Origin of the sequence: Italian clover phyllody phytoplasma str. MA1 (assembly GCF_000300695.1) — a bacterium.
Classification (GTDB): Bacteria; Bacillota_I; Bacilli_A; order Acholeplasmatales; family Acholeplasmataceae; genus Phytoplasma.
The window spans coordinates 1-657 of the sequence record NZ_AKIM01000170.1 but is presented as its reverse complement, the minus strand read 5'-3'; the positions used below and the strand labels follow the sequence as shown (position 1 = coordinate 657).

Here is a 657-nt window from a genome sequence, read left to right as displayed (position 1 = left end):
TCCTCATTTAGAAAATATTCCTCAATACTACTGGGCCCAAGTTCAATGTCAACTCTACTGTTCTCAAGCGAACTTCGCTTACTTTTTAGTTTATTTTAACGACATAAAATACCATGTGGTCCGCATTTATCAAGATAAAAACTTCATATCTAAAATGATTGCTGATAGTAAAAAATATCTAAATCTTCTAAACAAAGCAAAAGAAGAATTATCACAAACAACTTATTTAAAACAATTAAGCAAAATAAAATACAACTAAGACCTTCAATTTGAAGGTCTTTTTTTATACCCAAAACCAAATAAAAGGAGAAATCAATAATGAAATTAATCGTTTTTGAAGGACTTGATGGGAGCGGAAAAACTTCTCTTATCAATTCCCTTCAACCCCATTTAAAAACTCCCTTTCAAACTTATCAAGGTTTAGGGAGTAGTTCACTTGGGAAGGAAATTAGAGATTTATTTTTAAATTTTCAACAAGTAGATTACCTCACTCGTTTTTATTTAAGTCTCGCCAATATGGCCCAAATCCAAGCGGAATTATTTAAAAACAACCAATTAATCATCTTAGACCGTTGGTTACCATCCACTTATGCTTACCAATTATTTCCTTTTTCCAAGGAAAAGAAACAACTTTTCCCTTTAAAAAAGATCTTTAAG

At 30.7% G+C, this 657-nt stretch carries 1 protein-coding gene and 1 pseudogene; both read left to right on the top strand.

The features are described from left to right. Positions 1–259 (top strand): annotated as a pseudogene (locus tag RI01_RS03505) (endonuclease); the annotation flags it as partial. A 59-nt stretch (positions 260–318) separates the two neighbouring features. Then, positions 319–657, top strand: a 339-nt coding sequence (locus tag RI01_RS03165) for a dTMP kinase (protein ID WP_017193221.1), incomplete at its 3' end; no start/stop codon positions are given.